Below are 26,260 nucleotides of genomic sequence, written 5' to 3' on the forward strand. Positions count from 1 at the left end.
TGATTTTGACTGGGCGGTTCAATACTAATCGTATATGAACCGAAGGGAGACAGTTGAAATGGACCACTTACTTCCGTCAGGGCGGATGGGCGACAAGGCCGAGGCGCCGAGCCCTGAAACCGAGGAGAAGCCAAGTTCCACGCTGATTGAGAAAATACAGCAGCTTGGGGCAACCAATGTGCCGCAGCTTTCAAATGATTCGAGCATTCACTGCATGACAATCGTGGGGCAAATTGAGGGCCACCTTACCTTACCGCCGCAAAATAAAACGACGAAATATGAACATATTATTCCTCAGCTTGTGGCAATTGAGCAAAATCCGAAAATTGAAGGGTTGCTCGTTATTCTTAACACGGTCGGCGGGGATGTCGAAGCTGGCCTTGCCATTGCAGAAATGCTGGCATCCTTGTCGAAGCCATCCGTTTCCATAGTCCTCGGGGGAGGCCATTCAATCGGAGTTCCAATTGCGGTTTCCTGCAATTACAGCTTTATTGCCGAAACAGCAACAATGACGATTCACCCAATCCGGCTGACAGGCCTTGTTATTGGCGTTCCGCAGACCTTTGAATACCTCGATAAAATGCAGGAACGGGTCGTCCGTTTTGTCACATCCCATTCCAATATCCCTGAGGAAACGTTCAAGGAATTGATGTTTGCGAAAGGAAACCTGACCCGGGATATCGGGACGAATGTAGTTGGCGTCGATGCGGTCGCTTATGGGCTTATTGATGAAGTGGGTGGGCTTGGCCCGGCGATGAAAAAACTTAATGAATTAATTGATATGCAAAAAACGGAGCAGGAAGGGCTGATTCAATGATCCTTTATACAATGATGCCCGAAGAGCTTATTTTTCCACCACAGCAGGAAACCGGACAATTAGGAAGGAAAATCATTATCAGGGATGGTGTCCCATTGGAAGTCGAACCTTCGGGCGACGGTTTAATGATCGTCAGGCTGCTGAGCACGGATCCCGCCCATTATATGGACGCCAGATGGCTGCCGGGCTCGAAAATTTCAATGTAGGTTAAAGGTCCTGTCCAATCCGGAAGCCCTTTATGTTATAATCGGATTACGGTTTAGGAAAATGGCATTTTTGGATTCCGTATCCAAAGGCTGGAATTGCCATACTGAATCAAGCAGCCGGATGGCTGCTTGTTCTATTTGGCGGTCTCCTTGCTGCAGACTTATACATAAAGGTGATTGAATGGCCAAGAAAAAACGAAGGCAAACCCGGAACAGGGATAATCAATTAAAAACAACACTTAAATTCGAGCTGGCCGGACTGATTATGCTCGCGCTATCGATTATTTCAATGGCTGGACTGGGCGCTGTGGGAAATGGGGTTTCCCTGTTTTTCCGGCTTTGGCTTGGGGAATGGGCGATGGCAGGGCTTATCGGGATGTTCCTGTTAAGCATCATTCTGATGTGGAAACGTGAAATGCCCTTTCTTTTTCCATCGAGGCTGATGGGGGCATACCTGATTTTGGCCGCATTGCTGATCCTTAGCCATATTACGCTCTTTTCTTCGCTGGTAAAGAATGGCCAGATTGAGAATCCGAGTGTCATAGCCAACACTTGGGGATTTTTCTGGGATGAGGTAAAGGGAAAGCCATCTACTGCAGATCTTGGCGGCGGGATGGTCGGCGCCGTCCTGTATGCAATGTTCCATTACCTGTTCGCAACGACAGGTACGAAAATCATCGCGGGATTGCTGATTGTGAGCGGCCTGATTCTGTTGACAGGAAAAACATTTGGAGAAGCGCTTGGGAAAATCTTCTCCCTAATTGGGTCGGGCTACAAGAACCAGCTTGAGGCGTTTAAAGCCGATCTGTCGGAATGGAAGGAAAATAGGAATAAACAGAAAGACAAGCAAAAACGGGAAAAACCCGCAAAGGAAAAAAAGCCTGCGGAAAAACCTGTGGCTGCCCCAACTGAAATACTCGATAGCCCAGGTACTGGCATCACGGAAGAGCCGCCGGTACCGGAACCGATTATTTCAAGTTTTGTAGACAAGGCATATGGAAACGGCAATGTGCAGGAACGCCAAAAACCTGCCAAGCCTGCAAATGAGGAAAATGAACCGGAGGAGGATAATGCTCCCCCAATCACGTTTGTGGAACTTGAAAATACATCGTATGAACTTCCGCCGCTGTCGCTGTTAAATGTTCCAAGGAAATCGGACCAGAGCAGGGAATATGAACTGATCCACGCAAATGCCGCCAAGCTTGAACGCACATTCAACAGCTTCGGGGTTAAGGCAAGGGTTACCCAGGTACACCTTGGTCCGGCCGTGACAAAATACGAGGTCCATCCTGATGTCGGCGTCAAGGTAAGCAAGATTGTCAGCTTGAATGATGACCTCGCACTGGCACTAGCCGCCAAGGATATTAGGATTGAAGCGCCTATTCCCGGAAAATCGGCGATTGGAATCGAGGTCCCAAATTCCGAAGTTGCGATGGTTTCTTTAAGGGAAGTACTTGAAGCAACTCAAAACGACCGCCCGGATTCCAAGCTATTAATCGGGCTTGGACGCGATATTACCGGGGAAGCGGTTCTCGCTGAATTGAACAAGATGCCGCACCTTCTGGTCGCAGGGGCAACGGGAAGCGGGAAGAGTGTGTGCATCAACGGCATTATTACGAGCATTTTGATGAGGGCAAAGCCACATGAAGTGAAGATGATGATGATCGATCCAAAGATGGTCGAGTTGAATGTATACAATGGAGTTCCCCATTTGCTCGCGCCAGTTGTGACCGATGCAAAAAAAGCGTCCCAGGCACTGAAAAAAGTCGTTAATGAGATGGAAAGGCGTTATGAACTCTTCTCATTCACCGGAACAAGGAATATTGAGGGCTATAATGAGCATATCAGGCGGCATAACGCGGAAGAAGACGATAAGCAGCCGCTGCTTCCCTATATCGTTGTCATTGTTGACGAGCTTGCGGATTTGATGATGGTCGCATCGTCGGATGTTGAGGATTCGATTACAAGGCTTGCGCAAATGGCCAGGGCTGCGGGTATTCATTTAATCATCGCAACCCAGCGCCCTTCCGTGGATGTCATTACCGGGGTAATCAAGGCGAACATCCCATCCCGGATCGCCTTCGCGGTTTCGTCGATGACGGATTCGCGGACGATCCTTGATATGGGCGGGGCCGAAAAGCTGCTCGGCCGGGGCGACATGCTGTTCCTGCCTGTCGGCGCCACAAAGCCGATCAGGGTACAAGGAGCATTTTTATCGGACGAAGAAGTTGAAAATACAGTAGAGTTTGTCATCTCCCAGCAAAAGGCGCAGTATCAGGAGGAAATGATACCCGATGATGTGCAGGAAGTAGAAGGTGAAGTGGATGATGAACTTTATGAGGAAGCAGTCGACCTGATTGTTGAAATGCAGACCGCATCCGTTTCCATGCTGCAGCGGAGGTTCAGGATAGGCTACACAAGGGCAGCGAGGCTGATTGATGAAATGGAAGCGCGCGGGGTAGTCGGCCCGTATGAGGGAAGCAAACCGAGGGCGGTACTTGTTTCAAAGCAGCCGGAAGAAGCTGGGCATTAAGATAATAATGTATTGTATAGAGGAAGCCGGTTATTCCGGCTTCTTTTTTTTGTTTTACAATTGAGAACTACAAGCAGAAAAATAGTTTACGCTTTTCCCAACGGCAGATCATTTCAATGAATATGACATACTATATCGTTCGTGTGTCTAAAGGATAATATTGGAAAAGGGACAGATGATAATAAAAAGCCGGTGCTCTTTCACAAATTGTTCACATTAACGCAATCGCAAGCGCTTTATCAAAATAATAATACAAATGTCAACAAAAAAATTATTAATTCGACGATTTTTGTTTTCGGAAAAAAGACTTTATTCTATTTATTTATGCTTTGAAAAGTGTTATAGTATTGTCGATTAGTAGGAATGATTAAACATCAGAGGTCTGATGTCTCAGTGAAGCCTGGAGGATTGACATGTCTATTAAGTCTGATAACCGTCATTTGTATTTGCAGGTGATCGATCGGTTGAAGCAGAATATTGAAGAGGGCGTTTATAAAGAAAGAGAGAAGCTGCCTTCTGAATTCGATTTAGCGAAACGACTGGGGGTAAGCAGGGCGACGCTTCGGGAAGCGCTTCGCATACTCGAAGAAGAAAACGTTATCATTCGCCGGCATGGTGTCGGTACGTTTGTTAACGCGAAGCCATTGTTTACATCCGGGATCGAACAGCTTAGCAGTGTGACGAGCATGATTTTACAGGCAGGAATGAAGCCGGGCACTATTTTTCTGAGCTCATCAACACAACTGCCGACAGAGGAGGACACTCGCCGGTTCTCGCTGGAAGAGGATGAAGCAATCGCCGTGACCGAGAGGGTAAGGACCGCCAATGGGGAACCCGTTGTCTATTGCATAGACACTGTGCCTGTACGCATACTGCCCGAGGCATTTTCCCATCAGGAAGAATCGCTCCTTTCCATTTTGGAAAACCAGGCGGGGCGGAGGATTACGTACGCGGTGGCCCAGATTGAACCTATTGGCTACCATGATAAAATTTCTCCAATCCTTGAATGCGAACCGGAAACGGCCTTATTGGTGCTAAAACAAATGCACTACGATGAGGCCGACGAACCAATCCTTTACTCGGTAAACTATTTCAAAGCGGATAAGTTCAGCTTCAAGGTCCTTAGAAAGAGGGTATAGCCTTGCTGGAGTTCCCGCCATTGAACACCATTTCTACTAAATCAAACAACAATTTTTAGGGGGACAATGCCTTGAAAAAGCGCAAATTCGGATTGTTCATGTCGCTGCTTTTGTCTGCGGGAATGCTTTTATCTGCATGTGGCGGTAAAGACGATGATTCCAAAGGTAAAGATGGAGACCAAAAGAAAAACGACCTTAAAGTAGGCATGGTTACTGACGCGGGTACAATCGATGATAAATCGTTCAACCAGGGTACTTGGGAAGGAATTAAGCAAGCGGAGGGCGATCTTGGCGTTAAAACAAAATACCTAAAGCCGGCAGGTACAACCGAAGCTGAATACTTGAAGGAAATTGGCAACCTGTACGATGCAGGCTACAAGTTCATCGTAACACCAGGATTTAAATTTGAAACAGCTGTATTCCAAGCTCAGGACAAGTATAAAGATGCGAAATTCGTCATCATTGATGGAAATCCGCACAAAGGCGATTACAACCCAGTTGTGAAGGACAACACAGTTTCCATTTTCTATGCCGAGCATGAATCAGGCTTCTTAGCTGGTATTGCCACTGCACTTGAGGTGAAAGAAGGAGAAGTTGGCTTCATCGGCGGCATGGAAATTCCTCCAGTCCAAAAATTCAACTGGGGCTACCAGCAAGGTATTAAATATGCCAACGAAAATTTTGGAACGAAGATTGGTATGAAACCTGAAAACTTCCTCTACCAAGGTTCTTTCGACAACTCTGCAGCAGGCGCTCAGATTGCAGCCCAAATGTTTAATCGTGGTGTTGTCGCAATCCACGCAGCTGCGGGCGGCGTTGGAGTAGGTGCAATCAACGAAGCGAAACAACGTGCCAGCAAAGGTGAAAAAGTTTGGATCGTGGGTGTTGACGTCGACCAGTATGAAGATGGTAAATATGACGGCGACAAGTCTGTTATCCTTACTTCTGCAACGAAAAAAATTAGTCACTCAGTCTATGAAATGATCAAAGATGAACTGGATGGCAAATTCCAGGGCGGAAAGACACTTACGTTTGACGCGAAAAACGATGGTGTCGGCCTTCCTGACGAAAATCCTAACCTGAGCGAAGACACTGTCAGCAAGGTGAAGGAAGTATACGAACAGATTAAATCTGGTGACATCGAAGTTAAGGCAGAGCAAGGCGATTTGTTCAAGTAAAAAAAGGCAACTATACAAAATGAGACGGTTTTGCCGTCTCTTTTGTATATTGGCTCCCTTGGATTCTATAAAACACGCAAACTGGCCATAATCGAAGGCTGGGCAAAATAGGGCATTTCCAATAAATCAAGGAATCAGTAAATGGCAAAGGTGAGTGTTACTATGAGCTATGTAGTTGAAATGCTGAATATCCGGAAAGAGTTCCCGGGTATTGTTGCCAACGATAATATCTCCCTCTCGTTGAAAAAGGGAGAGATACATGCTCTCCTGGGTGAGAACGGAGCGGGAAAATCAACCCTTATGGGCGTGCTGTTCGGAATGTACCAACCGGAAAAGGGAGTTATCAAAGTCCATGGCAAGGAAGTTCGCGTAACGAACCCGAATGTTGCGAACCGGCTTGGAATTGGGATGGTGCACCAGCACTTTAAGCTGGTTGACAATTTCACTGTTACGGAAAATATCATTTTGGGAAGTGAGCCTTTAAAGGGCGGAGTTGTCCTCGATATCAATAGCGCCGCAAAAAGGATTGAGCAGTTATCAAAGTCATACGGTTTGAATGTTGATCCCCATGCGAAGATCGAGGATATTTCAGTAGGGATGCAGCAGAGGGTCGAGATTCTTAAAATGCTTTACAGGGAAGCGGAAGTGCTCATTTTTGATGAACCGACAGCGGTTTTGACACCGAGTGAAATTGACGAACTAATGAAAATCATGCGCAATCTTATTAAAGAAGGCAAATCGATTATCATCATAACCCATAAATTGAAGGAAATCAAAGCCGTTGCGGACCGATGCACGGTTATCCGAAGAGGTAAGTCAATCGGTACAGTCGATGTGGCGGATGCAAGCACTGAAAGCCTTGCCGAAATGATGGTCGGCCGCCATGTTTCATTCAAAGTGGATAAGAAAGAAAGTACGCCAGGCGATGTCGTATTGAAAATAGATTCCCTTTCTGTAAAAAACAACAGAAAGGTACTCGGCTTAAAGGATTTTTCGCTCGAAGTCCGCGCCGGCGAAATTGTCGGGATTGCGGGAGTTGATGGAAATGGGCAGACCGAGCTTGTTGAGGCGATTACCGGTTTGCGCAAGGCCGAATCAGGCAGAGTTGAATTAAACGGCCACGAAATTACTTCCATCCCAATCCGCCAGCGTATTGAAAAAGGAATGGGCCATATCCCCGAAGACAGGCATAAGCGCGGACTAGTTCTCGATTATACACTGGAATCCAATATGGTCCTTGAAGTCTATAATAAAGAACCTTTTTCAAAATTTGGCCTGTTAAATGAATCTGCGATGAAAACATACGCAAAAAACATTCTTGAAAACTTTGATGTCCGCTCTGGCGAAGGTGCGGCGTCCATTGCCAGAACCCTATCAGGAGGAAACCAGCAGAAGGCGATCATCGGGAGGGAAATCGAGCTTGATCCGAAATTGCTAATCGCGGTTCAGCCTACAAGGGGCTTGGATGTTGGTTCAATTGAATATATTCATAGAAGGCTTGTTGAGCACAGGGACAAAGGCAACGCAGTCTTGCTCGTTTCCCTTGAGCTTGACGAAGTCCTTCAACTGTCCGACCGTATTGCCGCAATTAACAATGGTGAGTTAGTCGGGATTGTACAAGCTTCTGAAACGAATGAAAACGAAGTTGGCCTTATGATGGCAGGGGTAACTAAGGAGAGAAGCATATGAGAAATACCATCGTTTCACTAATTTCTATCATTTTAGGACTTATCGCGGGCGGCATCCTGATGCTCTTTATTGGAAGCAACCCGATTGAAGGGTATTCGTATTTGATCCAGGGTGCATTTAAAAACATCCAGCGTATAGGTGATACCCTTGCTACGGCTACTCCGCTCATTTTCACAGGCCTTTCAGTGGCGTTTGCTTTCAGGACGGGGCTCTTTAATATCGGTGCTTCCGGCCAGATGCTGATAGGCGGACTGTGCGCTACTGCGGTAGGCCTTACCTACGATTTTTCCAGGCCGGTCCTTTTGCTGGCGATGATTTTCGCGGGAGCGCTCGGCGGGGCATTGTGGGCATTCCTGCCTGGTTTGCTAAAAGCAAAATTCAATGTTCACGAAGTTGTCGCGACCATCATGATGAACTGGATCGCATACTGGACCGTGTATTATGTCGTTCCGGGTTATTTTAAAGGTGAATTTCTTGAAACCGAATCAAAGAAGCTTGCGGATGCAGCAACTTTAAAAATGCCATTTCTGACGGAGTTGTTCCAGGGATCCTTTATTAACATGGGCATTTTCCTGGGAATCATTTCGGTCATTGTTATTGCGTTCATTATAAACAAAACAACGCTTGGATTCGAATTGAAAGCGGTTGGCTTCAACAGGCATGCCGCAGAATACGCCGGTATGAAGGTAAACAGGAACATCGTCCTTTCAATGGTTATTTCGGGGGCGCTTGCAGGCCTTGGTGGTGTGGCGTTATACACCGGGAACGCGTCAAGCATCCAAATCGGCATCATGCCGTTCCAGGGCTTTGACGGCATCGCTGTCGCCCTGCTCGGGAACAACACTCCTTTTGGCGTGTTCTTTGCGGCGATTCTATTTGGAATCCTATATTCCGGAACCGGCTTCATGAATGCGATGACGGAAATTCCACCAGAATTGGCGAACACAATTATTGCCATCATTATTTATTTCGCGGCAACGAGTGTTCTAATCCACCGCCTTGTCAATAAGTTCTGGAAGCGCGGTGCCGGAGAAGGAATCAATGCATCCGCGTCCAAGAAGGGGGAAGCATAAAATGTGGACCATCATAGAGCAAATATTTCCGTATGCGATTGCTTTTACAATTCCTCTTCTGATTACTGCATTGGGCGGCCTTTTTAGTGAAAGAAGCGGCGTTGTCAACATTGGTTTGGAAGGGTTAATGATCATTGGCGCATTCTCAAGCGCGCTCGCGGTCCACTTCCTAAGCGGGGTAGTGTCCAACAATACAATGGTGCTCTGGTTAGGGCTTTTGACGGCTGTTGTTGTCGGACTCTTGTTTTCAATCCTGCATGCCTTTGCAAGCATCAATTTAAGTGCAAACCAAATCATCAGCGGTACTGCGATCAATTTGATTGCGACAGCATTGACAATCTTTCTGGCAAGGAATATGACGGGAAGCGGAAACATCCGTATTAAACAAGGATTCTCCCAGGATACAATTCCCGGCCTCTCAAAAATTCCTGTAATTGGCGACTTGTTTTTTACAAAAACGTATCCAACCACTTGGTTGATCCTCGTTATCCTGATTGTCAGTACGTTTGTTTTGTATAAAACAAGATTCGGCCTTCGCCTACGGTCATGCGGTGAGTATCCGCAGGCTGCAGAGGCGGCGGGTATCAATGTTCGGAGAATCCGGTACGCGGGTGTCCTAATTTCCGGTGCTTTCGCAGGATTGGGCGGAGCTCTCATTATCCTCACCTATGCTGGTGAGTTTACGGGTACAGTATCGGGCCTTGGATTCCTTGCCCTCGCTTCCCTGATTTTCGGACAATGGAGGCCGCTCGGCGTATTGGGAGCCACATTATTCTTTGGCTTTGCAAGCACGATCGCAAACGTTTCGCAAGTTATTCCGGAGTTGGCTGTCATTCCGCCGATCCTCCTTAAAATTTTCCCTTACGTCGTAACGTTGATTGCCCTGGTCGTATTCTCGAAATCATCCCAGGCGCCAAAAGCAGTCGGCGAGCCGTTCGACTCTGGGAAACGATAATTTTAAAAAACTCTGAATACGTGAGAACACTCAAGCCTCCTGGTACGTCCAGGGGGCTTTTTGCTGGTCCATGAAATCATTCCTCTTGAGCGCCTTCAATTGTAGAAAGGAAATAATCGGCAATGGTGAGTTTCGGAAATACATTTTTGTTTCAACCTATATCATCGCATATAAGCTGTATAAGTTGTAAAAATAAGCCCTGACAAATTATAGTTAGAATAGAATGTAAATGGCATGGGGAAAATAATATGGCAGAAATATGGATATTATTGCCTATCGATTTTACAAAAGGAGGCCTCGGACATGAGTTTATTGCCTGAACAAACGTTTTCGATGCAAGGATATAACCTTCATGTAACGAAGACGGAAAAATATAAAACGAATGCGATTGTTTTTAAAATGAAAGCGCCCCTGAGCAAGGAAACCGCGACGATGAGGGCTCTTCTCCCGCATGTCCTGCAAAGCAGTTCAACTGCATACCCGACAACCACTTTACTAAGGTCGTACCTCGATGATCTGTATGGGGCGGTCTTAAGTGTGGACCTCGCAAAAAAGGGAAACTCGCATATTATTACGTTTTTTATGGAAATTGCCAATGAAAAATTCCTATCGGATCAGGCACCCCTATTAAGAAAAGGAATGGAGTTCCTGAGGGAAATCATCCTCAACCCGCTTCTGGAGGGGGGCGGTTTTGACAGTGCGACCGTCGAAAAGGAAAAGCGGACGCTGAAACAAAGGATTCAGTCAACGTTTGATGACAAGATGCGTTATTCAAGCTTCCGGCTGATTGAGGAGATGTTCAAAGGGGAACCTTATGCGCTGAACGTGAACGGACGCATTGAGGATGTCGATGCGATTAGCCCTGAAAGCCTCTACGATTATTACCGCACTGTCCTTGCCGAGGATGAGATGGACATCTACATTGTCGGCGATGTGGAGGAAGAAGCGGTGAAAGGCATTGCCGGGGAATTGTTCCACTTTGACAAGCGAGAAGCCAAATCACCGGCGAACGCACCCCTTGCGAGAAAAGGGGAGCCGAAAGTGATTAAGGAAGCGCAGGATGTAAAGCAGGGCAAGCTGAATATCGGCTACAGGACAAATATTCTTTATGGCGATTCCGATTACAATGCGCTTCAGGTTTTCAACGGTATATTCGGAGGCTTCTCGCATTCGAAGCTGTTCATCAACGTTCGTGAGAAGGCAAGCCTCGCATATTACGCGGCAAGCAGGCTTGAAAGCCATAAAGGCCTCATGCTCGTCATGTCGGGAATCGACCTGAAAAATTTCGATCAGGCAGTCGGAATTATTAAGGAACAAATGGAAGCGATGAAAAAAGGCGATTTCTCCGATGAAGAGCTTGAACAAACAAAAGCGGTTATCGTGAACCAGCTCCTTGAAACGATCGATACGAACAGGGGCTTAGTCGAAGTCCTCTACCATAATGTCGCCGCCGGAAAACATGTGCCGTTTGATAACTGGATTAAAGGCATGCAGGAAGCAACACGCGATGATATAATTGCCGTCGGTGAAAAAATCGAACTTGATACGATTTATTTTTTAACAGGAAAGGAGGCTGCCAATAATGGATAAAATTCAGTTCGGCCAATTAAACGAAGAACTTTATTACGAAAAGATGCCAAATGGGCTCGATGTATATATCCTTCCGAAAAAAGGGTTCAACAAAACGTACGCGACGTTTACAACCAAATACGGTTCAATCGACAACACGTTTAAGCCCTACGATAAGGATGAGTTTGTCAAAGTACCGGATGGCATTGCCCATTTCCTGGAACATAAGCTGTTTGAAAAGGAAGACGGCGACGTTTTTCAGCAATTCAGCAAGCAGGGTGCATCCGCCAACGCGTTCACTTCCTTTACAAGGACCGCCTACCTTTTTTCGAGCACGTCCCGCGTGGAGGAAAACCTTGAGACACTGGTCGACTTCGTTCAGGATCCGTATTTTTCCGAAAAGACGGTTGAAAAGGAAAAGGGAATCATCGGCCAGGAAATTACGATGTACGATGACAATCCGGACTGGCGCCTATACTTTGGCCTGATTGAAAACATGTACCACACACATCCTGTGAAAATTGATATCGCGGGGACAATTGAATCCATCGCGAAAATCGATAAAGATATGCTGTATGAGTGCTACAATACCTTCTACCATCCTGCAAACATGCTGCTGTTCATTGTCGGGCCGGTTTCACCGGAGAAGATTATGGATCAGGTGAGGGAGAACCAGGCACGGAAACAATTCACCGACCGCCCTCCGGTTAAGAGGAAATTTGAAGAGGAGCAGGCAGGAGTTGCCAAGGCGAAGCAAGTGCTGAAAATGAATGTCCAGACTCCGAAGTGCCTTGTCGGGATTAAGGCGGCACATACGGATGCAAGCGGAAGGGAAATGCTTGTGCAGGAACTGTCGGTTAATCTCCTGCTGGATATCCTTTTTGGGAAAAGCTCCGAAAACTATATCCGCCTCTATGATGACGGGCTCATTGATGAGACGTTTTCGTTCGATTATACCCAGGAACAGGGATTCGGATTTGCGATGATTGGCGGCGATACGGCAAACCCTGATGGACTGGCTGACGCCTTGAAGGCAATTCTTGAGAAAATAAAGGATGGAAACATTTCCGGGGAGCAGCTTGAACGGGCAAAACGGAAAAGGATTGGTACGTTTCTGAGGGCGGTCAACTCGCCTGAATTTATCGCCAACCAGTTCACAAGGTACGCGTTCAATGAAATGGATTTATTCTCTGTCGTGCCCGAGCTGGAGAAAATAACGGTCGATGACATCCGGAACGTAGCAAAGGACCTGTTCTCGGAGGACCGTTTTTCGGTATGCCAGGTCGTGCCTGGCGATAGCGCGCAGGCTGGATAAAAAGAGGAACTTGATGCCTGGCGCGCTTACCTGTCCTGTTGAGGAAAGGCGGAGGCGCCATTGGCATTTCGGTTGAAAACTTTATACAATTTTATTTTGTACGGAAGCGCCAATTCAGGCGCTTTTTTAGAGAAATCGGTTAATAGGAATGAGGTTGGGGAAATGCGGGAATTCGCTTTGATCACGGGTGCGAGCGGCGGAATCGGCCAGGCAATCGCCGCCGAGCTTGCCGCGCGTGGCTATCATTTATACCTTCATTACAATACGAATATGGAAGCGGTCGAACACTTGTCGGCAAGGCTTTCCGGGCATGGAGGGGAATACGTGCCTGTCCAGGCCGATTTTTCCAAACAGGGAGGGTATAAGGAACTGCTCCCAAACCTGGTTGGAGTGAACGCGATTGTGCATTGCGGAGGAACGGGGGCATATGGGCTATTCCAGGACATTGAGGATGAGGAGGCGGAGAGCCTGTTCAATATCCATGTCCTGAATCCAATCCTGTTGACGAAAGAGTTGATTCCGGAACTATTGAAAAAGAAAACGGGCAGCGTTATCTTTATTTCATCGATATGGGGACAGACAGGGGCCGCTTGTGAAACGGTTTATTCGGCCGCGAAAGGCGCGCAAATTTCGTTCGTAAAAGCTTTGGGCAAAGAGCTGGCGCCGAGCGGAATCAGGGTGAATGCCATTGCGCCGGGGGCCGTGGAGACTCCGATGCTTGCCGGTTTTACACCAGAGGAATTAGCGGGGCTGTCTGACGATATTCCAATGGGCAGGCTTGGGCGGCCTGAAGAAATCGCCAATGCGGCCGCCTTCCTGCTATCTGGGCAGGCATCGTATATTACCGGACACATCCTGTCCGTCAATGGCGGATGGTATACATGATAGGCGTAGAAAAATGAAGGTATATTTTCGCCCGCCCTCCGGAAAACTAACGTTGTATTATGAAATAGGAGGGATTGCGATGTCTGTACTTGACAACTGGAAACAGTGGGAGGACTTCCTTGCCGATAGGCTTCACCAGGCCCAGGACGAAGGGGTCAGCAAAGAGGTTGTTTCGGATTTGGCCTATCAGATTGGCGATTATCTTGCGAACCAGGTTGAACCGAAAAACGAGCAGGAAAGAATCCTAGCAGATCTTTGGTCTGTAGCTGACAAGGATGAGCAGCAAGCCATTGCCAACATGATGGTCAAGCTTGTCCAAAATAACGGTACACGCTAAAAGAGAGGGCACCCTCTCTTTTTTTGCTTTTTTCCGGGAAGATGGCTGGAAACATTGAACGCATTGTTTTTTCCTTTCATCTTCTAGCGAAATCATATAATATAGGTTTAGATAATATGATGAAATTTGTCAGAAGCTCGGCCAGGAGGTAATTATGGTGATGAAAGAATGGTATGTAGAATATGAAATCAAACAAAACCGGCCTGGCTTGCTGGGCGATATCTCATCCCTTCTTGGCATGCTCTCCATCAACATTGTGACGATTAATGGAGTCGACCAGGGCAGGCGTGGACTGCTTATCCGCGCCGATAACGACGATTTGATTCAGCGCCTCGAGTCGATTTTGCATACAATGGATACAATAAAGGTAATTAAAATACGTGAACCGAAGCTGAGGGACCGCCTTGCAGTCAGGCATGGACGATACATCCAGCGCGATGCCGATGACAAAAAGACGTTCCGGTTTGTCAGGAACGAGCTTGGCGTCCTTGTCGATTTCATGGCCGAACTGTACAAGCAGGAAGGCCATAAATTAATCGGAATCAGGGGTATGCCGCGGGTTGGAAAGACGGAATCAATTGTAGCGGCAAGCGTTTGTGCAAATAAGAGGTGGCTGTTTTTATCGTCAACCCTTTTAAAACAAACGATCAGGAGCCAGCTGATTGAAGATGAATACAGTGAGAACAATATTTTCATCATTGATGGGATTGTTTCAGCCAAACGGGCAAACGAAAAACATTGGCAGCTTGTCCGGGAAATCATGCGTCTGCCCGCTGTTAAGGTAATTGAGCATCCTGATATTTTTATACGGAATTCGGAATATACAATGGATGATTTTGACTACATCATTGAACTCCGTAACGATGCTGACGAGGAAATTACATATGATGTGGTCGATAACGAAAACGAACCGTTCGCATCTGATTTTGGAGAGTTCAATTTTTAATAAGGTTGGAAGGTGTTTGCATTGACTGAATTGGGAAACCGATTAAAGGAGGAACGGCTTGCGAAGGGTCTGAGCCTCGATGACCTGCAGGCTGCAACGAAGATACAGAAACGATATTTATCCGGCATAGAGGAAGGGAATTATTCCAGCATGCCGGGCGACTTTTACGTCCGTGCGTTTATCAAGCAATACTGTGAAGCGCTTGGCTTGAATCCGGATGAGATTTTCGATACATACAAGGAGGACATCCCCTCCCCGTACCAGCAGGACCTGCCTGAGCAGCTATCGCGGGTGCAATCTAGGAAAGGACTGACAGATGGCGGTTCCAAGGTTTTTGAGATCTTACCGAAAATATTGGTTTGGGTTGCTGTTTTGGGAGTGGCGGCGCTTATTTATTACTTCTTCCAACAAAACGCCGGAAAAGATTCCAATTCGGCCGGTGGCGATACCAAGGATCCAGCGTCAATTGTCGAGCCTGATGTGAAAGATAGCGATAAACAAGAAGACAAGGCTGGAAACGGCAAAGAGGCAGAAGACGAAGATAACCAGCAAAAGGAAGAGCCTGCCGAGCCGGAAACCCCTGCCCAGGAAATGGTTGTGGCGAAATCTTCCGGCGGCAATACGACCTATGACTTGAATAATGCCGAAAAATTTGAGCTGAAGATTGTTTCCAAAGGGGAAACCTGGGTAAGTATTAAAAATGGCAGCGGCAAAACTTTCTTCCAGGGATTATTGGCTGTTGGCAAACCGGATAGCGAAAAAACAGTTGATTTTTCCAATGAAGCGGAGGCAGTATTAAGAGTTGGGAGAACAAGCGATACTGATATTTTCGTAAATGGCGAGAAGCTGGAATATGCGATACCGCCAACGAAAATGGTCTCCCAGAATATTACGATCCGCTACAACAAAGGGAATGAATAGTCATCCTGGATGATGGCTATTTTTTCTCGCGTTAAACAATTACCTTGGAGGAAAGCTAATGAATGTGCCTAATAAGATAACAATCTCGAGAATTTTATTAATCCCTTTATTTATGATTATTGTGCTTGCCCCGTTTGATTGGGGAACGGTCAGCCTGCTGGGTGCGACGATGCCGGTCACCCACCTTGTTGGAGCGCTGCTGTTCATCGTGGCGGCAGCTACGGATTGGGTTGATGGTTACTATGCAAGGAAACACAAGCTTGTCACGAATATGGGGAAATTCCTTGATCCGCTTGCGGACAAACTGCTTGTTTCCGCGGCGCTGATCGTGCTTGTTGAATTGCAATTTGCGCCATCGTGGATTGTCATTTTAATCATCAGCAGGGAATTCGCCGTAACCGGTTTGCGCCTTCTTCTCGTAGAGGGTGGAGAAGTTGTGGCGGCCAATAATCTTGGCAAAATTAAGACATGGGCACAAATTGTAGCCATTTCAGCCCTGCTGCTCCATAACATTATTTTCGAAATGGTTTCCATTCCTTTCGATGATATCGCTCTATGGGTAGCATTATTTTTCACGCTTTGGTCCGGATGGGATTATTTTGCGAAAAATATGCATGTCTTTAAAAACTCTAAATAAAGCTCTAATAGTTGAAGGTGTGATTGATGGGTGAATGCTGAAATTATTGCAGTCGGTTCCGAGCTTTTGCTCGGTCAAATTACGAATACAAACGCACGCTTCCTTTCCGGGCAGCTCGCGCTAATCGGAATCAATGTGTACTTCCATACAGTTGTCGGGGACAATCCGGGCCGTCTGAAGCAGGCGCTCGAAATTGCCGAAAGCCGCTCCGACCTGGTGATTATTACAGGGGGACTTGGCCCAACAAAAGACGATCTGACAAAAGAAACGATTGCATCCCATTTGGGAGTCGGCATCGAAACGGATAAGCTGGCAATGGAATCGATCGAGCTTTTCTTCAAGAGGACCAACCGGGTGATGTCCGAGAACAACCGTAAACAGGCGCTTGTTTTAAAAGGTTCGCAGGTGCTGCCGAATGATCATGGGATGGCACCGGGCATGGTCCTGGATAAGGGGGATAAGCTCTATATGCTGCTTCCAGGGCCGCCGAGCGAAATGGAGCCGATGTTCCTGGCGTATGGGGTGAAGGCTTTAACTAGCAGGCAGCCCTCCCAGGAGCAAATTGTCTCCAGGGTGCTACGTTTCTTCGGAATCGGGGAAGCCATGCTTGAGAACGAAATTGAGGATTTAATAGACAGCCAATCAAACCCGACCATCGCCCCGCTCGCATCTGAAGGGGAAGTCACTCTCCGCCTGACCGCCAAGCATTCGATTTTGGGATGCGCCATTGAATTGCTTGACGAGACGGAAAAGAAAATCCTCGACAGGGTTGGCGATTATTTTTATGGCTATGACGACACGTCCCTAATGAACGAGCTCGCCAAAAAAATCAAAGAAGCCGGCTTGACGATTTCCTGCGCCGAAAGCCTGACCGGCGGTATGTTCCAGGAGGAATTCACAAGCATACCCGGAGCAGGATCCAGCCTTAAAGGCGGAGTAGTTTGTTATACGAACGAAGTAAAGGCAGGCGTCCTTCATGTAAAGAAGGAAACGATTGAAAATGTAGGCGTTGTGAGCGCCCAATGCGCGGCGGAGCTTGCCGAAAATGTCGCAAGCCTGATGGACGCCGATATCGGAATTAGTTTTACCGGTGTCGCCGGGCCGGATGAACTTGAAGGAAAACCGGTCGGAACAGTCTACATCGGCATCAGCCTGAACGGGAAACCCGCCCATGTGGAAAAGTTGAATCTTGGAGGCGGGAGGCGTGCCAATCGGATCAGAACGGTCAAATATGGCTGCCATTTTCTCCTGAAGCAGTTGAACGAAGGGAAGGAAGCCTAAACTGGCTTCCTTCTCTTTTTTTTGTGGAGGCAGGCTGAAGGCTAATTTTCAGACTATGGGGCATAACCGCCGAACCAGTGGGATAGTCAGGGGTAAAAACCTCCTTTCCATAGGAAATTCTGGCTTTTTGGTTGCTGGTGCCATTCAAAATTAATCGAATAAACGTTCGTATTTTTACTGGACAAATGCAACTGGAAATTGTATAGTATTAATAGAAGCAATTTGCTAGATTAGAGTCAATCGCTTATGCTTTTATATATATATGATTTTGGAGGAGGAAACACTGTGAGTGATCGTCAGGCTGCCTTAGAAATGGCGCTAAAGCAAATAGAAAAACAATTCGGAAAAGGTTCTATCATGAAGCTCGGTGAACAGACGGAGAGCAGGATTTCCACAATTCCGAGCGGCTCGCTCGCACTTGATGCAGCCCTTGGGGTAGGAGGATATCCAAGGGGACGCGTCATCGAAATTTACGGCCCGGAAAGCTCGGGTAAAACGACAGTGGCCCTTCATGCAATCGCTGAAGTACAGGCTTCTGGAGGCCAGGCAGCGTTCATCGATGCCGAGCATGCGCTCGACCCGGCATATGCGCAAAAGCTTGGTGTCAATATTGATGAGCTGCTTCTTTCCCAGCCGGATACCGGGGAACAGGCTCTTGAAATTGCTGAAGCCCTCGTGCGAAGCGGTGCGATTGACATCATTGTCATCGACTCCGTTGCGGCATTGGTGCCAAAAGCCGAGATTGAAGGGGAAATGGGCGACTCACACGTCGGTTTGCAGGCGCGCCTGATGTCCCAGGCACTCCGCAAGCTATCCGGTGCAATCAATAAATCGAAGACGATCGCTATTTTCATCAACCAGATTCGTGAAAAAGTCGGCGTCATGTTCGGAAACCCTGAGACAACTCCGGGCGGGCGCGCGCTTAAGTTCTATTCGACAGTCCGCCTTGAAGTTCGCCGTGCGGAGACATTGAAGCAGGGAACCGAAATGGTTGGGAATAAAACGAAAATCAAGGTTGTGAAAAATAAGGTCGCTCCGCCGTTCAGGACTGCGGAAGTCGATATTATGTATGGTGAAGGAATCTCCAAGGAAGGTGAGGTCATTGACCTTGGCTCCGAGCTTGATATTGTCCAAAAGAGCGGCTCCTGGTATTCCTATAACGAGGAGAGGCTTGGACAGGGTCGCGAAAACGCAAAGGCATTCCTGAAGGAAAACCCTGAAGTCCTCAAGACGATCCAGCAGAAAATCCGCGACCATTACGGTCTCGATGGGGAAAAGACCATCACCGAAACTGACGACGATTCGGAGCAGTTTGAACTGATTGATTAACTCCCAAAAGCAAAGCCATTACGGCTTTGCTTTTTTCCTTGTTCTGCAGATTCCAAATTATTGAAAAGTGTTAAAGGACAAACCCTTGACAATAAATATTGACAGCTATACAATTAACATTGTATATTTTACATTTTTGGTAATTTTACATGTTAAAAAGCCTTGGTGCTTGCTGTATGTTGATTGACAATGTACATGCCGACACTTGAAAATGTAACAAAAGTTCATAGCAAGAGGAGGTGTAACGATGGATCCATTTACTATCATCATCTCCATTTTGCTTGGCCTATTCGTCGGTGCGGTTGTTGGCTATTTTATTCGTAAATCCTTTGCCGAAAAACAAGTAGCTGGAGCAAAAAGCGAAGCGGCTTTGATTCTTGATGATGCGAAGCGTGATGCGGAAGCCTCCAAGAAGGAAGCCCTGCTTGAAGCAAAGGATGAAATTCACAAGCTTCGCACAGAAGCTGAACGTGAGATTCGTGAACGAAGAAACGAACTGCAAAAACAAGAAAACCGTTTGCTGCAAAGAGAAGAAAATTTGGACCGGAAGGATGAAACGCTCAACAAGCGTGAAATTCTTTTAGAGAAAAAGGACGATTCTCTTAACCAAAGACAACAGCATATTGAACAGATGGAAAGCAAAGTGGACGAGATGGTACGGGCCCAACAGGCTGAGCTTGAGAGAATCTCAGGCTTGACCAGGGAAGAAGCTAAAGCGATTATTCTGGACCAGACAGAGAAAGAACTTGCCCATGACATGGCCATGATGATCAAGGAAACAGAAAACCGCGCGAAAGAGGAAGCTGACAAGCGGGCGAAGGATATCCTTTCCCTTGCAATCCAGCGTTGCGCGGCCGACCATGTGGCAGAAACCACTGTATCAGTTGTCAACCTTCCGAATGATGAGATGAAAGGCCGTATCATTGGCCGTGAGGGACGGAATATCCGCACCCTTGAAACATTGACAGGTATCGATTTGATTATCGATGATACCCCTGAAGCGGTTATCTTATCCGGGTTTGACCCAATCCGCCGCGAAACTGCCCGCCTTGCGCTCGACAAGCTCGTGCAGGATGGACGGATTCACCCGGCGCGCATTGAAGAAATGGTTGATAAAGCACGCCGTGAAGTCGATGAGCACATCCGTGAAATCGGCGAGCAGACGACGTTCGAGGTCGGAGTCCATGGATTGCATCCTGACTTGATCAAGATTCTCGGGCGCCTGAAGTTCCGTACGAGCTACGGACAGAACGTGCTTAAACACTCAATGGAAGTGGCCCACCTTTCCGGGTTGCTGGCCGCCGAACTTGGGGAAGACGAAACACTGGCCCGCCGCGCGGGACTATTGCATGATATCGGAAAGGCAATTGACCATGAAGTGGAAGGAAGCCATGTTGAAATCGGTGTGGAACTTGCTACGAAGTACAAGGAACATCCGGTTGTCATCAACAGTATCGCTTCCCATCATGGCGATAAGGAGCCTACTTCCGTTATCGCTGTCCTGGTCGCCGCCGCCGATGCCTTGTCGGCCGCACGCCCTGGCGCACGCAGCGAAACGCTTGAAAATTACATTCGCCGCCTGGAAAAACTGGAGGAAATTTCCGAGTCCTATGAAGGAGTCGAAAAATCATTCGCCATTCAGGCAGGGCGTGAAGTAAGGATCATGGTTAAACCGGAAGCGATTGACGATCTTGCAGCCCACAGGCTGGCAAGGGATATCCGCAAACGGATCGAAGAAGAGCTTGACTATCCGGGACACATTAAAGTAACGGTCATCCGTGAAACCCGGGCAGTGGAATACGCTAAGTAAGAAACAGACAGCGGCAGTCATGCCGCTGTCTTTCGTTTTTATGAATTCAGAAAACTTCGGAATCGGGACACAGGAATGGTTATATGAGCTACATAAGTCCCGAAAACTTGTGGTCAAATAGAATAGCTGTTCTCACTACCGTTCACGCGGGATAAAGAGGAGCACATCAGATGCCCACCAAGAGTGGGATAAAGGGCTTGGTTATGTGATACAATGAGGGAAAAGACAAAAAGTATTGGAGCGCAGCATGAACATATTATTTATCGGTGATGTGGTAGGTTCCCCAGGCCGGGATATGGTAAAGGAATATCTGCCAAAACTTAAAGAAAAATATAGGCCTCATCTAACCGTAATAAACGGGGAAAATGCAGCTGGAGGCAAAGGGATTACAGAAAAAATATACAAAGGATTCCTTGAGGCAGGCGCACAGGCGGTTACGCTTGGGAACCATGCTTGGGACAACCGGGAAATCCTTGAATTTATCGACCGGGCAAAAAATATGGTCAGGCCTGCAAATTTTCCAGAAGGCACGCCTGGCAAAGGGATTGCCTATATTAAAATAAATGAGCTTGAAGTCGCAATTATCAATTTGCAGGGCCGGACGTTTTTGGCGCCTATCGACTGCCCGTTCCGGAAAGCGGACGAACTGGTGGCCGAAGCGGAGAAGAGGACGCCGTTCATATTCGTTGATTTCCATGCAGAAGCGACAAGCGAAAAACAGGCGATGGGCTGGTACCTTGACGGACGAGTATCCGCGGTTGTCGGCACGCATACGCATGTTCAGACGGCCGACAACCGGATTTTGCCGGGAGGGACGGGTTTTATAACAGATGTAGGAATGACCGGGCCGTATGACGGTATTTTGGGCGTTGAGAGGGACGCGGTTCTGAAGCGGTTCCTCACATCCATGCCAGTCAGGTTCGAGGTGCCTAAGGAAGGGCGTTTCCAATTATCGGCGGTTTCCATCGAACTGGACCGAAAAACGGGAAAGGCAAAGAAGATTGAGAGGATTCTCATCAACAGTGACCATCCTTTTTACTCATAGCACCGCGCACCCTAGCTCTCAGGACCTGCTATAGAAGAGAAGGATGAGCGAAATATCCTCCAGTACGGAATATGTCCCATTGGCTATGAATATAGTATGAATGGAAAGATATATACCTGATTTGTCCATGAGCTGCTCATGCGGGATCGGGATTATATGAGGAGGAGCTAGGAATGGAAATATTAAAAGTTTCAGCAAAATCTAATCCTAATTCTGTAGCTGGTGCGCTTGCCGGGGTCCTGCGTGAAAGAGGCGGAGCGGAAATCCAGGCGATTGGTGCAGGTGCATTGAACCAGGCTGTAAAAGCAGTAGCGATTGCAAGAGGGTTCGTGGCGCCTAGCGGAGTGGATTTGATTTGCATCCCTGCATTTACCGATATCCTCATTGACGGGGAAGAACGGACAGCCATTAAATTGATTGTCGAACCGCGTTAGCCAAAAAGCTGCGATGGTCTGCCGGGCCGGATGGCGCTTCACTTTTTCGGGGAAAACCAAAATTTGCCGCAAAAACCTGTTTGGTGATTACCAGGCAGGTTTTTTCATGCCATAATAGATAGTGGGAGTTGAACCTGAAACGAGGAGATGAGCAGGCATGAAGATTTTTGACGCGCACTGCGACGTGCTATTGAAGCTTTTTGAGGACAAGACGATCGATTTTAACAATTCACCGCTTCTCCAGGCCAATTTTGAAGGAATGAAGAAGTCGGGGGTGAAGGTCCAATGCTTTGCGATTTACGTTCCTTCCGAGCTGAAGGAGAATCAATTGTTTAATGCCGCGGAAGAGATGGCGGCCATTTTTCATAAAAAAGTCATTGCAGAGAGCGAAGGAATTGTCCATGTAAAGACACGTGGCAATATTGCCCGGTTAAAGGAAAACGAAATGGGGGCAATGCTGACGCTTGAAGGCTGCGAATGCATTGGAAGTGACATCGAAAAGCTGAAAACTCTCCTCGGCTACGGGGTATCGTCTGTCGGCCTGACATGGAACTGGGCGAACGCAGTCGCTGACGGAGCGAAGGAACCGCGGGGAAGGGGCCTGACGCCTTTCGGGAGGGAGGTTGTCGAGCTTCTGAACGAAACGAAAACGTGGTGCGACGTTTCGCATTTATCAGAAAGAGGCTTCTGGGATGTCATTGAGCTGGCCGATTATCCAATGGCCTCCCACTCCAATAGCCATACGCTTTGCCGCCACCCGAGGAATTTGAAGGATGACCAGATTCGTGCCTTGATTCGTAGGGACAGCGTGATGGGGCTTACGTTTGTACCGTATTTCCTGAATGAATCGGGTGAGGCTGGGATCGGCGACATTCTTCGGCATCTTGATCATGTTTGCTCGCTTGGCGCCGAGGGCCATGTCGGCTTTGGTTCCGACTTTGATGGCATAGAAAAAACGGTGGACCGTCTGGCTTCCGCTTCCGATTATTCGAATCTAGTAAATGAGCTTCAAAAACATTATTCTGAAATACAGGTTGAAAACTTCCTTTTTAAAAATATGGAGAAACGGCTTCCGCAGTAGCGCCTTTTTTCATTTAGATACCGATAATGCAACAGGTTGGGGATGTGTTTTTGAAAAATAAAACTGACTGTTAGAAAAATAAAAAAAATTCGACACGAAAATTTCACAAAGGGTTGCTTTTTTGTCAACATAGGTCTAGAATTGATAGCGTTTAGTACCCCTCCAGATAGATTCCTAAAGTGCTTGTCATCACTGAGATTCAAGCGTATTTCTAGTTGTTTATTTGGAAAAGTGCTACACTTTTAGTTGAAGGTCACTACTATAATTTTTTTACATATCCAAAGGGGTGTAAAGCATGATCAATCAACTTTCCTGGAAAGTTGGAGGGCAACAAGGGGAAGGTATTGAAAGCACGGGAGAAATTTTTTCAATTGCATTAAATCGTCTTGGTTACTATCTGTACGGATACCGCCATTTTTCTTCACGAATCAAGGGCGGGCATACGAACAATAAAATCCGTGTCAGCACTACCCAAGTCAGGTCGATTTCCGACGACCTTGATATTCTGGTAGCGTTTGACCAGGAAACAATTGACCTGAACTACAAGGAACTGCATAGCAAGGGGGTTATCCTTGCCGACGCAAAGTTCAGCCCTAAAAAGCCGGAAGATACTCAGGCAGCAATGTATTCGGTTCCATTTACAGATATTGCTACAGAGCTCGGCACGTCACTGATGAAAAACATGGTGGCGATTGGTGCTACTACAGCGGTTTTGGATCTTGATATTTTAGTATTTGAAGAGGTTGTCCGCGAAATCTTTGGCCGTAAAGGCGACCAGGTTGTCGCGAAGAACATGGAAGCGATTCAGGCAGGGCATGATTACATGATTGAACAGCTTGCTGGCATCCGCACAATGCAGCTAGGCAAGGCTGATGGGAAGAAGAGGCTATTCATGATTGGCAACGACGCGATTGCTTTGGGAGCGCTTGCAGGCGGTTGCCGTTTTATGGCAGCATACCCAATCACGCCGGCATCCGAAATCATGGAATACCTGATTAAAAAACTGCCTGCCCTTGGCGGAACAGTTATTCAAACGGAAGACGAAATTGCTGCGGCAACGATGGCAATCGGCGCAAACTACGCTGGTGTCCGCGCGTTGACAGCATCAGCAGGCCCGGGCCTTTCGCTTAAAATGGAAGCAATCGGCCTCGCCGGCATCACCGAAACGCCAGTCGTTATCGTCGATACACAGCGCGGTGGCCCATCAACAGGCCTTCCGACTAAGCAGGAGCAATCCGACCTGATGCAAATGATTTACGGAACACACGGGGAAATTCCGAAAATCGTCCTGGCGCCGAGCACTGTACAGGAAGCATTCTACGATACTGCCGAGGCGTTCAACTTGGCGGAAGAGTATCAGTGTCCGGTAATCGTTCTTTCCGACCTGCAGCTTTCGCTCGGAAAGCAGACTGTCGAGCCGCTTGATTTCAGCAAGGTGGAAATCCGCCGAGGCAAGCTGGCAACCGGCGAGCTTCCGGAAATTGATAATAAAGGCTACTTTAAGCGTTATGAAGTTACAGAAGACGGGGTATCACCTAGGGTTATTCCTGGCATGAAAAACGGTATCCACCACGTCACTGGCGTAGAGCACGATGAGACTGGAAAACCGTCCGAATCGGCAGCGAACCGCATCGCACAAATGGATAAGCGTTTCAGGAAGATCAAGAATATCCGCTTCAACACGCCTGTCCATACGTATGCCCCGCACAAGGAGGCAGACCTGCTGATCGTTGGCTTCAACTCGACAAGAGGGGCGATTGAAGAGGCAATTGGCCGCCTTGAAGCTGACGGCCATAAAGTGAACCATGCCCAAATCCGACTGATCCACCCGTTCCCGGCGAATGAGGTCCTGGAGCTTGTACGCTCCGCCAAACGGGTCATGGTTGTCGAGAACAACGCAACCGGACAGCTGGCTAATATTATGAAGATGAATGTGGGCCATGCCGAAAAAATGTACAATCTGTTGAAATATGACGGAAACCCATTCCTTCCTAATGAAATTTACACAAAAAGCAAGGAGTTGTTCTAAATGGCAACATTTAAGGAATTCCGCAACAATGTAAAACCGAACTGGTGCCCAGGATGCGGGGACTTTTCCGTGCAGGCTGCCATCCAGCGCGCAGCAGCAAACGTTGGCCTTGAGCCGGAACAACTTGCCGTCATTTCAGGAATAGGCTGCTCCGGCCGTATCTCCGGTTATATAAATTCCTATGGTTTCCATGGCATCCATGGCCGTTCGCTTCCAATCGCCCAGGGCGTTAAAATGGCCAACCGCGATCTGACTGTCCTCGCTTCCGGCGGGGACGGAGATGGATTCGCCATCGGAATGGGACATACGATCCATGCGATTCGCCGTAACATCGACATTACCTATATTGTCATGGACAACCAAATTTACGGATTGACCAAGGGGCAGACATCCCCAAGGTCCGCCGCAGGCTTCAAAACAAAATCAACGCCAATGGGTTCGATTGAACAGGCGATTGCACCGATGGAAATGGCTTTGACAGCCGGCGCGACCTTCGTTGCCCAAAGCTTTTCAACCGACCTGAAAGACCTTACCGCCCTCATCGAAGCGGGCATTAATCATAAAGGATTTTCCCTGATCAACGTTTTCAGCCCTTGTGTTACGTACAATAAAGTGAACACATACGACTGGTTCAAGGAAAACCTGACAAAGCTGAGCGATATCGAAGGCTATGACCCTCATAACCGCGAACTCGCGATGCAGACGCTGATGAGGCATAACGGGCTGGTTACAGGTCTAATCTACCAGAACACAGAGCGCCAGTCCTATCAGGAGCTGGTAACCGGCTATTCCCAAACCCCGCTTGCCCACGCAGACCTGGATCTTGACCAGGCGCATTTCGACAAGCTTGCAGCCGAATTCATGTAACCTATCCTTTTGGTCTAAAAGCACCCCGCTCTCCAGCCGGGGTGCTTTTGTTTTAAGGGAACACTCCAATTGAAAGCTGCTGTAAGCGGGTAGGGGGCAAGAGGCGCCGGGGGGGAAGTTTCTATTGTTTTCGCCCTTCCAACCATTTATACTATAGTAATGTGCAGATTTATATAAAAAGTGT

The 26,260-nt window shown here is 47.6% G+C and carries 23 protein-coding genes; all 23 read left to right on the top strand.

Going from position 1 to position 26,260, the window contains the following annotated elements:
• Positions 1-58 precede the first annotated feature (58 nt).
• The 23 genes from ADU24_RS08495 (at position 59) to ADU24_RS08605 (ending at position 26,076) form a co-directional block, all read left to right on the top strand.
• Positions 59-817 (top strand): ClpP family protease, encoded by a 759-nt coding sequence (locus tag ADU24_RS08495; RefSeq protein ID WP_442853738.1) that lies wholly within the window; start codon positions 59-61, stop codon positions 815-817.
• Positions 814-1,023, top strand: coding sequence for a YlzJ-like family protein (locus ADU24_RS08500; RefSeq protein WP_053366222.1), 210 nt, complete (start codon positions 814-816; stop codon positions 1,021-1,023). Before ADU24_RS08495 ends, ADU24_RS08500 begins: the two co-directional genes overlap by 4 nt.
• A gap of 181 nt (positions 1,024-1,204) precedes the next feature.
• Positions 1,205-3,556 carry an FtsK/SpoIIIE family DNA translocase gene (locus ADU24_RS08505; protein ID WP_053366223.1) on the top strand — a complete coding sequence of 784 codons (2,352 nt, stop codon included), beginning with the start codon at positions 1,205-1,207 and terminating at the stop codon, positions 3,554-3,556.
• 413 nt (positions 3,557-3,969) lie between these two features.
• Positions 3,970-4,695 (top strand): GntR family transcriptional regulator, encoded by a 726-nt coding sequence (locus ADU24_RS08510; RefSeq protein ID WP_053366224.1) that lies wholly within the window; start codon positions 3,970-3,972, stop codon positions 4,693-4,695.
• Positions 4,696-4,766: 71 nt separating this feature from the next.
• On the top strand, positions 4,767-5,873 hold the full coding sequence (locus ADU24_RS08515) for a BMP family lipoprotein (protein ID WP_053366225.1): 1,107 nt from the start codon (positions 4,767-4,769) through the stop codon (positions 5,871-5,873).
• Between the two features lie 162 nt (positions 5,874-6,035).
• Positions 6,036-7,562, top strand: coding sequence for an ABC transporter ATP-binding protein (locus ADU24_RS08520; RefSeq protein ID WP_053366226.1), 1,527 nt, complete (start codon positions 6,036-6,038; stop codon positions 7,560-7,562).
• On the top strand, positions 7,559-8,635 hold the full coding sequence (locus tag ADU24_RS08525) for an ABC transporter permease (RefSeq protein WP_053366227.1): 1,077 nt from the start codon (positions 7,559-7,561) through the stop codon (positions 8,633-8,635). The genes ADU24_RS08520 and ADU24_RS08525 overlap by 4 nt, the downstream gene beginning before the upstream one ends.
• A gap of 1 nt (position 8,636) precedes the next feature.
• A complete protein-coding gene (locus ADU24_RS08530; protein WP_053366228.1) occupies positions 8,637-9,590 on the top strand; it encodes an ABC transporter permease in 954 nt (317 codons plus the stop codon).
• Between the two features lie 303 nt (positions 9,591-9,893).
• Positions 9,894-11,180 (top strand): EF-P 5-aminopentanol modification-associated protein YfmF, encoded by a 1,287-nt coding sequence (gene yfmF / locus ADU24_RS08535; protein WP_053366229.1) that lies wholly within the window; start codon positions 9,894-9,896, stop codon positions 11,178-11,180.
• Positions 11,173-12,474, top strand: a complete 1,302-nt coding sequence (gene yfmH / locus ADU24_RS08540) for an EF-P 5-aminopentanol modification-associated protein YfmH (protein WP_053366230.1) — start codon at positions 11,173-11,175, stop codon at positions 12,472-12,474. The genes yfmF and yfmH overlap by 8 nt, the downstream gene beginning before the upstream one ends.
• Positions 12,475-12,636: 162 nt before the next feature.
• Positions 12,637-13,359, top strand: coding sequence for an elongation factor P 5-aminopentanone reductase (ymfI, locus tag ADU24_RS08545; protein WP_053368848.1), 723 nt, complete (start codon positions 12,637-12,639; stop codon positions 13,357-13,359).
• A 79-nt stretch (positions 13,360-13,438) separates the two neighbouring features.
• A complete protein-coding gene (locus ADU24_RS08550; protein ID WP_053366231.1) occupies positions 13,439-13,696 on the top strand; it encodes a DUF3243 domain-containing protein in 258 nt (85 codons plus the stop codon).
• Between the two features lie 154 nt (positions 13,697-13,850).
• Positions 13,851-14,642 (top strand): DUF3388 domain-containing protein, encoded by a 792-nt coding sequence (locus ADU24_RS08555; RefSeq protein WP_053366232.1) that lies wholly within the window; start codon positions 13,851-13,853, stop codon positions 14,640-14,642.
• A 12-nt stretch (positions 14,643-14,654) separates the two neighbouring features.
• Positions 14,655-15,563 (top strand): helix-turn-helix domain-containing protein, encoded by a 909-nt coding sequence (locus ADU24_RS08560; RefSeq protein WP_331457037.1) that lies wholly within the window; start codon positions 14,655-14,657, stop codon positions 15,561-15,563.
• Between the two features lie 58 nt (positions 15,564-15,621).
• Positions 15,622-16,200 carry a CDP-diacylglycerol--glycerol-3-phosphate 3-phosphatidyltransferase gene (gene pgsA / locus ADU24_RS08565; RefSeq protein ID WP_053366234.1) on the top strand — a complete coding sequence of 193 codons (579 nt, stop codon included), beginning with the start codon at positions 15,622-15,624 and terminating at the stop codon, positions 16,198-16,200.
• Positions 16,201-16,230: 30 nt separating this feature from the next.
• Positions 16,231-17,481, top strand: a complete 1,251-nt coding sequence (locus tag ADU24_RS08570; protein WP_053366235.1) for a competence/damage-inducible protein A — start codon at positions 16,231-16,233, stop codon at positions 17,479-17,481.
• A 285-nt stretch (positions 17,482-17,766) separates the two neighbouring features.
• Positions 17,767-18,810 carry a recombinase RecA gene (gene recA, locus ADU24_RS08575; protein ID WP_053366236.1) on the top strand — a complete coding sequence of 348 codons (1,044 nt, stop codon included), beginning with the start codon at positions 17,767-17,769 and terminating at the stop codon, positions 18,808-18,810.
• Between the two features lie 247 nt (positions 18,811-19,057).
• Positions 19,058-20,620, top strand: coding sequence for a ribonuclease Y (gene rny, locus ADU24_RS08580; RefSeq protein WP_053366237.1), 1,563 nt, complete (start codon positions 19,058-19,060; stop codon positions 20,618-20,620).
• Between the two features lie 247 nt (positions 20,621-20,867).
• Positions 20,868-21,665: a TIGR00282 family metallophosphoesterase gene (locus tag ADU24_RS08585; RefSeq protein ID WP_053366238.1), complete on the top strand. Its 798-nt coding sequence runs from the start codon at positions 20,868-20,870 to the stop codon at positions 21,663-21,665.
• 173 nt (positions 21,666-21,838) lie between these two features.
• Positions 21,839-22,099, top strand: a complete 261-nt coding sequence (gene spoVS / locus ADU24_RS08590; RefSeq protein WP_010193268.1) for a stage V sporulation protein SpoVS — start codon at positions 21,839-21,841, stop codon at positions 22,097-22,099.
• A gap of 157 nt (positions 22,100-22,256) precedes the next feature.
• A complete protein-coding gene (locus tag ADU24_RS08595) occupies positions 22,257-23,180 on the top strand; it encodes a dipeptidase (RefSeq protein ID WP_053366239.1) in 924 nt (307 codons plus the stop codon).
• A 295-nt stretch (positions 23,181-23,475) separates the two neighbouring features.
• The gene (locus ADU24_RS08600; RefSeq protein ID WP_053366240.1) at positions 23,476-25,209 is read left to right on the top strand and encodes a 2-oxoacid:acceptor oxidoreductase subunit alpha; all 1,734 of its coding nucleotides are present in this window, start codon (positions 23,476-23,478) and stop codon (positions 25,207-25,209) included.
• On the top strand, positions 25,210-26,076 hold the full coding sequence (locus ADU24_RS08605; protein ID WP_053366241.1) for a 2-oxoacid:ferredoxin oxidoreductase subunit beta: 867 nt from the start codon (positions 25,210-25,212) through the stop codon (positions 26,074-26,076).
• The last annotated feature ends 184 nt before the right edge of the window (positions 26,077-26,260 follow it).

It is taken from the genome of Bacillus sp. FJAT-27245 (assembly GCF_001273955.1).
Classification (GTDB): Bacteria; Bacillota; Bacilli; order Bacillales; family Cytobacillaceae; genus Bacillus_D.

Coding starts and splice junctions, on each gene's coding strand:
- ADU24_RS08495 (WP_442853738.1), top strand. CDS start 59: ATGGACCACTTACTTCCGTCAGGGCGGATGGGCGACAAGGCCGAGGCG.
- ADU24_RS08500 (WP_053366222.1), top strand. CDS start 814: ATGATCCTTTATACAATGATGCCCGAAGAGCTTATTTTTCCACCACAG.
- ADU24_RS08505 (WP_053366223.1), top strand. CDS start 1,205: ATGGCCAAGAAAAAACGAAGGCAAACCCGGAACAGGGATAATCAATTA.
- ADU24_RS08510 (WP_053366224.1), top strand. CDS start 3,970: ATGTCTATTAAGTCTGATAACCGTCATTTGTATTTGCAGGTGATCGAT.
- ADU24_RS08520 (WP_053366226.1), top strand. CDS start 6,036: ATGAGCTATGTAGTTGAAATGCTGAATATCCGGAAAGAGTTCCCGGGT.
- ADU24_RS08525 (WP_053366227.1), top strand. CDS start 7,559: ATGAGAAATACCATCGTTTCACTAATTTCTATCATTTTAGGACTTATC.
- ADU24_RS08530 (WP_053366228.1), top strand. CDS start 8,637: ATGTGGACCATCATAGAGCAAATATTTCCGTATGCGATTGCTTTTACA.
- yfmF (WP_053366229.1), top strand. CDS start 9,894: ATGAGTTTATTGCCTGAACAAACGTTTTCGATGCAAGGATATAACCTT.
- yfmH (WP_053366230.1), top strand. CDS start 11,173: ATGGATAAAATTCAGTTCGGCCAATTAAACGAAGAACTTTATTACGAA.
- ymfI (WP_053368848.1), top strand. CDS start 12,637: ATGCGGGAATTCGCTTTGATCACGGGTGCGAGCGGCGGAATCGGCCAG.
- ADU24_RS08550 (WP_053366231.1), top strand. CDS start 13,439: ATGTCTGTACTTGACAACTGGAAACAGTGGGAGGACTTCCTTGCCGAT.
- ADU24_RS08555 (WP_053366232.1), top strand. CDS start 13,851: ATGGTGATGAAAGAATGGTATGTAGAATATGAAATCAAACAAAACCGG.
- pgsA (WP_053366234.1), top strand. CDS start 15,622: ATGAATGTGCCTAATAAGATAACAATCTCGAGAATTTTATTAATCCCT.
- rny (WP_053366237.1), top strand. CDS start 19,058: ATGGATCCATTTACTATCATCATCTCCATTTTGCTTGGCCTATTCGTC.
- ADU24_RS08585 (WP_053366238.1), top strand. CDS start 20,868: ATGAACATATTATTTATCGGTGATGTGGTAGGTTCCCCAGGCCGGGAT.
- spoVS (WP_010193268.1), top strand. CDS start 21,839: ATGGAAATATTAAAAGTTTCAGCAAAATCTAATCCTAATTCTGTAGCT.
- ADU24_RS08595 (WP_053366239.1), top strand. CDS start 22,257: ATGAAGATTTTTGACGCGCACTGCGACGTGCTATTGAAGCTTTTTGAG.
- ADU24_RS08600 (WP_053366240.1), top strand. CDS start 23,476: ATGATCAATCAACTTTCCTGGAAAGTTGGAGGGCAACAAGGGGAAGGT.
- ADU24_RS08605 (WP_053366241.1), top strand. CDS start 25,210: ATGGCAACATTTAAGGAATTCCGCAACAATGTAAAACCGAACTGGTGC.